General features: G+C 67.4%; 8 protein-coding genes and 1 tRNA gene. 1 reads left to right on the top strand and 8 read right to left on the bottom strand.

Annotated features, from left to right (window positions below):
- Positions 1-35: 35 nt before the first annotated feature.
- Positions 36-173 carry a hypothetical protein gene (locus HZB86_11965; GenBank protein MBI5906238.1) on the bottom strand — a complete coding sequence of 46 codons (138 nt, stop codon included), beginning with the start codon at positions 171-173 and terminating at the stop codon, positions 36-38.
- Positions 174-185: 12 nt separating this feature from the next.
- Positions 186-323: a hypothetical protein gene (locus HZB86_11960; GenBank protein ID MBI5906237.1), complete on the bottom strand. Its 138-nt coding sequence runs from the start codon at positions 321-323 to the stop codon at positions 186-188.
- Between the two features lie 13 nt (positions 324-336).
- On the opposite strand from HZB86_11960, the gene HZB86_11955 reads away from it, so the two are divergent.
- Entirely contained in the window at positions 337-642 is a 306-nt protein-coding gene (locus HZB86_11955; GenBank protein ID MBI5906236.1) for a hypothetical protein, read from the top strand.
- 14 nt (positions 643-656) lie between these two features.
- Here the strand turns inward: HZB86_11955 and HZB86_11950 are convergent, their stop codons facing one another.
- The 6 genes from HZB86_11950 to HZB86_11925 all read right to left on the bottom strand — a co-directional run.
- Positions 657-1,073, bottom strand: a complete 417-nt coding sequence (locus HZB86_11950) for a hypothetical protein (GenBank protein MBI5906235.1) — start codon at positions 1,071-1,073, stop codon at positions 657-659.
- Between the two features lie 188 nt (positions 1,074-1,261).
- A tRNA-Pro gene (locus HZB86_11945) sits at positions 1,262-1,338 on the bottom strand.
- Between the two features lie 69 nt (positions 1,339-1,407).
- Complete coding sequence (locus HZB86_11940) at positions 1,408-3,459, bottom strand: PAS domain-containing protein (GenBank protein MBI5906234.1); 2,052 nt, start codon at positions 3,457-3,459, stop codon at positions 1,408-1,410.
- Between the two features lie 52 nt (positions 3,460-3,511).
- Positions 3,512-3,880, bottom strand: a complete 369-nt coding sequence (locus tag HZB86_11935) for a sulfite exporter TauE/SafE family protein (GenBank protein ID MBI5906233.1) — start codon at positions 3,878-3,880, stop codon at positions 3,512-3,514.
- Positions 3,881-3,924: 44 nt separating this feature from the next.
- Positions 3,925-4,602, bottom strand: a complete 678-nt coding sequence (locus HZB86_11930; GenBank protein MBI5906232.1) for a ribulose-phosphate 3-epimerase — start codon at positions 4,600-4,602, stop codon at positions 3,925-3,927.
- Positions 4,603-4,667: 65 nt separating this feature from the next.
- The coding region (locus HZB86_11925) for an RsmB/NOP family class I SAM-dependent RNA methyltransferase (GenBank protein ID MBI5906231.1) at positions 4,668-5,155 on the bottom strand (488 nt) is incomplete at its 5' end.

Below are 5,155 nucleotides of genomic sequence, written 5' to 3'. Positions count from 1 at the left end.
GGAGCCGCTTCCGTCAACGAGGGGGCCACCGCCACCTACACCGCCACCGCCACCTGGAGCGACGGATCCACCTCCGCCGTAACGCCTGCCTGGTCCGTCACCACCGCGTACGCCACCATCAGCAGCTCCGGACTCCTCACCGCGGCGACCGTCTCCGCCACCCAGACCGTCACGGTGTCCGCCTCCTACACCTCGGGGTCCGTCACCCGCACCGCCTCCCAGAGCGTCTCCATCGTCAACGTGCCCAGCCCCAGCCCGGCGGCGCCGGGGAACATCACGATCGGCGGGCCGGTCACGGGTCCCCCCTCGGAGACCTGGCGCATTTCCTGGGATCCCGTGACGACGTACCAGAGCGGCGCCCCCCTCGAGGGGAGCCGCCCGGTGCGGTACACCGTCTACTGGACGCGCGACCCCGCATTGACGCCCGGCACGCTCATGCCGATCGCGTCCCCGGTCTCCGCCACGTCCATCGTGTTCTCCCCGGCGGCGAGCGCGATGGTCCACAACGAACGGGTGTATTTCGCCGCGGTCGCGGTGCTGGCGGACACGGGGGATCCCTCCCTCCTGTCCGCCGACCTGACGTGGGTCGTATCGAACCGGGGGCCCTCCGCCCCCGCCGCCGGATCGATCAAGAAGAAGTAGGAGGGATCGCCCCGCTACATCTTCGGCGGGAAGTTCGCCGGATCGATCACGAACCAGACGTTTCCCATGCCTTGTCCGCCCGTGTCCCCCTTGGCCTTGTCCCCGACCCAGTAGTAGAGCGGATAGCCGCGGAACGTGGTCTGCTTCTTCCCGTCCTCGCGCGAGACCGTTCCGAACTCCTCCCCTTTCGTCCCTTCCCCCGCGGCGACCTTCTCCCGGTAGTAGAGCGGCCACTTGTCGACGCACGGTCCCGCGCAGGCGCTCTTACCGGGCGAATCCTTCTTGAACCAGTACAGGGTCATCCCCTTGGCGTCGGTCAGGTAACTCCCCACGCCGTCCTTGGTCGCCGTCATCACCGCATGGTCCATGGCGACCGCCCCTCCGGCCAACGCCAGGAAAACGAACGCCGCGACCAGACCGACCGCCAACATCCTCCCGTTTCGCATTCCGAACCCTCCCCGCCGGGGACCCTCCCCGGAATCCGCAGTTGTACTCCTCTTGGACCGCCGAGAAACACCTCTCCCTTGGATGTCCAGGCCGGGAAAAGGATTTCGGTGCGGGAGGATGGAAGGAAAACGGGCCGCCCCCGGGAAGGGCGGCCCGCAAGGGCTGGAAAAGATGGTCGGGATGACTGGATTTGAACCAGCGACCCCCTGGTCCCGAACCAGGTGCTCTACCAGGCTGAGCCACATCCCGACGGAAACTGTAATGCTACCAACGGCATAGCGCGCAGTCAATACGCAGTTGCCGAGCGGATTCCGCGCGCTACCCGGGCGACTCTCGACCGGGAACGACGAGGTCCCGTCCGGAGGCCGCCTGCGGCGAGACCGGCAGGCGGACGGTGAACTCGGCCCCGCCGAATCGGCTGGTTCCCACATCGATCGATCCGGAATGGTCCACGACGATCCGGCGGCTGATGGAGAGTCCGAGCCCCGTCCCCAGCTCCTTGGTCGTGAAGAACGGGTCGAAAATCCTCTTCCGCTCGCTCTCCGCCACGCCGGGTCCCGAATCGGCCACCCGGATGACGATCGCATCGCCGTCCCGGCCGGTGGACACCTCGATCCGCCTCGCGCCGTCCGGTTTTTCGATCGCCTGCGCGGCGTTGGTGACGAGATTCAGGATCAGCTGCTCGATCAGCCGGGCATCCGCGTTGCACGGAGGGAGGCCCCCGGAGAGCGCCGTCGTAAGCCGGATCCCCCGGTTTCGCAGCGACACGCCGACGAGGTCGACCGCCTCCCTCACCACCACGTTGATCTCGGTGGAGCCGAACCGGGCCCGCGTCGGTCGAACGAAATCCATCACGCGCCGGACGACCCCTTCGATCTTGTCCGAGGCCGACCGGGCGGCGGAAAGCGAAGTCCGGATCATCTCCCGCGCTTCCGGATCCGCTACGGCACTCTCTTCGAGGAGGGTTTCCACCACGGAAAGGTTGATGAGGACCCCCTGGAGCGGATTGCGGATATCGTGGGCGATTCCCGCGGCGGTCTGCCCGAGGATGGCCAGCTTATCCTGCCGGTAGGCCGCCCGCTCCATTTCCTTGGCGGTCGTTACGTCGAGCAGGCAGAAGAGGAGCCCCTCTGCCCGGCCGTCCTCCCCCCGCACCAACTGGAGGGTCCAGTCCCAGTAGGACACCCCCCACTCCGGGTGGTCGGGGAACTCGAACGGCTTGGCGAGGACCGTGTACGCTTCCCCCGTCCGGATCACCTCGCGAAAAATCGCCTCGTTCTCCGGATGAGGGTACAGGTCGAAGTGGTTCTTCCCCGGAAAGAACTCCGGCGGGTGCCCGCACGCGTCGGCGTACGCCTGGTTGACGCGGACGAAACGGAACTCCGGATCCAGGTACGCCATCTTCATGTGCGTGGTGGAAAAGATCTTCTCCAGGACTTCCGTCGTCGTGGCCAGGGCTTTTTCCTGCCGCATCCGATCGGAGTCGGACCGGTTGAGTGCCACGGCGTTTCGCCACACGACGGCCGCCAGGACCGCCATGCCGACGACCACCATGACCGCGACGCCGAATTCGTCCGCGACCAGCCCCCTGCGGTACAACTCGTACCGGAGCAGCGCCAGGGCGAACGGCACGATGATGACCGCCGGCAGCATCCACCGGGCCATCCGGCTTCCGGCTTCGTTCCTTGCGAGCGGCTCCATCAGACCGAGTTCCTTCGTGCTGAGAAGCGCGCCCGCGGAGAGGGCCAGGAGGGCCAGGGCGGTCTGGGCGGCGATATGCGTAAGCGAACCGAAGCCGATGAACGTTTCCGAAGCGTAGGCGTACCCCATCAGGGCCAGGAATGCGACCGTCATGGAGACGGCCGCCATCCAGGAGACGATCCGGTGCCCGCGCCGGAAACTCAGCAGCAGCAGGGAGCTTCCCAACAGCGTGATATCCAGGGCGGCGTTCGGGGCCATCCTGCCGGGGCTTGCCGTTTTCAGGGCCCCCGGCGCCTCCACCGCCAGGAGCTGGTCGATGCCCAGGTCCGCGCCGGTCACGTGCTCGATCAAGGTCAGCAGCCCCAGGAGCCCCGCGAGGGCCGCGCATCCTCCCGACAGCCCCCGGACCATCCGGCTGCCGGAATCGCCTGCGACCAGGCCGAGGGATATCCCCAACAACACCAGGGCGAACGCCGCGTTGGCCTTCATCACGATCATGCCGGGGAAGGTGCGAAGGAAGATCTCTACACCGAGGAGCCATCCGAGAAGCGTGACGATTCCCACGACGATCGAGAAGATGCCCGCCGCGCGGGCGAAGGAACGGCAGAAGGCGAGGAACGCCCCGTCGTATCCGTCGGGTTCCTGCGCGGGGCCGGGTGGCACCTTCACGATCCTTTTCCCCAAGAGAGGTCCGGGACGGTTTGCGTTACCGATGATCCTATTACCGGGCCGTCAATATGTACAGGATTCCCATCACGATGAGAAGTCCGCCGAACGCCCGTTTGAGGAGGAGTTCCGGCAGGCCGACCGCGTACCCGGCGGATACGTACGAACCCGCGGCGAACCCGGCGACCAGCAGGAGGGCGGCGGGGACGCTCACCAGGTCCGCCTTGTAATATTGCCAGAACGCCATGATGCCGATGGGGGGGAGGAGCATCCCGAGGGAGGTCCCGGTAGCCATTTTCTGGTCGAAACCGTACAACCAGACCATCGCGGGGATCACGAAGATCCCGCCGCCGATGCCGAACATCCCCGACACTGCGCCCGTGAAGGCGCCGATCGCGAGAAATCCGAGGAACGATAAGGGCACGGGGGAAACCTCCTGGAGGAGAACGTCGCCGGGGAGGCGACCCGTTACGCCTTCGCCCCCGACGCCTTCCGGATGTTCCTGCGCATCTGCTCCATCGTCTTCCGGTAGTCGGGGGTCCCGAAGATCCCCGACCCGGAAACGATCACGTTGGCCCCGGCGGAGACCACATCGCCGACGTTGTCCGGCTTGATGCCGCCGTCCACCTGGATATCGACGTCCAGCTTCGCCCGGTCGAGCTGCGATCGCAGGAGCTCGATCTTCCCCAGCGACGAGGGGAGGAACGACTGGCCTCCGAATCCGGGGTTCACGCTCATGATGAGGACCATGTCCACGTCGTGGAGGACCCACTCGACGGCGGACAGCGATGTGGACGGGTTGAGGGAGACGCCCGCCTTCCTCGAAAGCTCCCGGATCCGCGCCACGGCGCGCTGCAGGTGGGGCGTCGCCTCGGCGTGGACGGTGATCACGTCCGCGCCCGCGGCGGCGAACGCCTCGATGTACCGCTCCGGCTCCACGATCATCAGGTGGACGTCGAGCGGAACGGAGGCGCACTTCCTCACCGCGGCGACCACCGCGGGGCCGATCGTGATGTTGGGGACGAATCGGCCGTCCATCACGTCGACGTGGAGCATGTCGGCGCCCGCGGCCTCGACCGCGCGGACCTCCTCCGCGAGACGGCCGAAGTCCGCTGACAACAGCGACGGCGCGATGTAATAGTCCATTCGCCCCCCCTTTCCGTTCCGATAGTAGCACGTCTCCCGAACCCCCAGAACCGGGACCGTCCCGGCTACGGGGTTTTTCGCATCAGGGCGGCGAAGAAGGCGTCGGTGCCGTGACGGTGGGGGTACAGGCGGAGGAATCCGTCCGCGGTCCGCGCGTCGGCGGGGCCCGGCCACCGTTCCGGCGGGTCGACGACCGATGCGTTCTCCCGCTCCCCCAGGAACGACCGCACCACGTCCTCGTCCTCCTCCCGGAGGGGAGAGCAGGTGCAGTACGCGAGCGTCCCCCCCGGTCGCACCGATTCCCACGCGTTGCGGAGGATCGCCCCCTGGAGCCGGGCCATGCCGGTCACCCCCTCGGAGCGAAATCGCCATTTGGCGGCCGGAGTCCTCCGGATCACGCCCATCCCCGTGCACGGCGCATCGACCAGGACCTTGTCGTAGACGCCGCGGGTGGGCGGGAGGGGCGCCCGGGAGAAGTCGTGCAGCGCGGTAGCCACGCCTTCGGCCGCCGTGCGCGCTACGGTCTCGCGCAGCATCCGGAGGCGGGCCGTGG

The organism is Deltaproteobacteria bacterium (genome assembly GCA_016234845.1).
In the GTDB taxonomy this organism is placed as follows: Bacteria; Desulfobacterota; Deferrimicrobia; order Deferrimicrobiales; family Deferrimicrobiaceae; genus JACRNP01.
The sequence above is the reverse complement of the archived record's forward strand: the minus strand, read 5'-3'. Positions and strand labels throughout refer to the sequence as shown.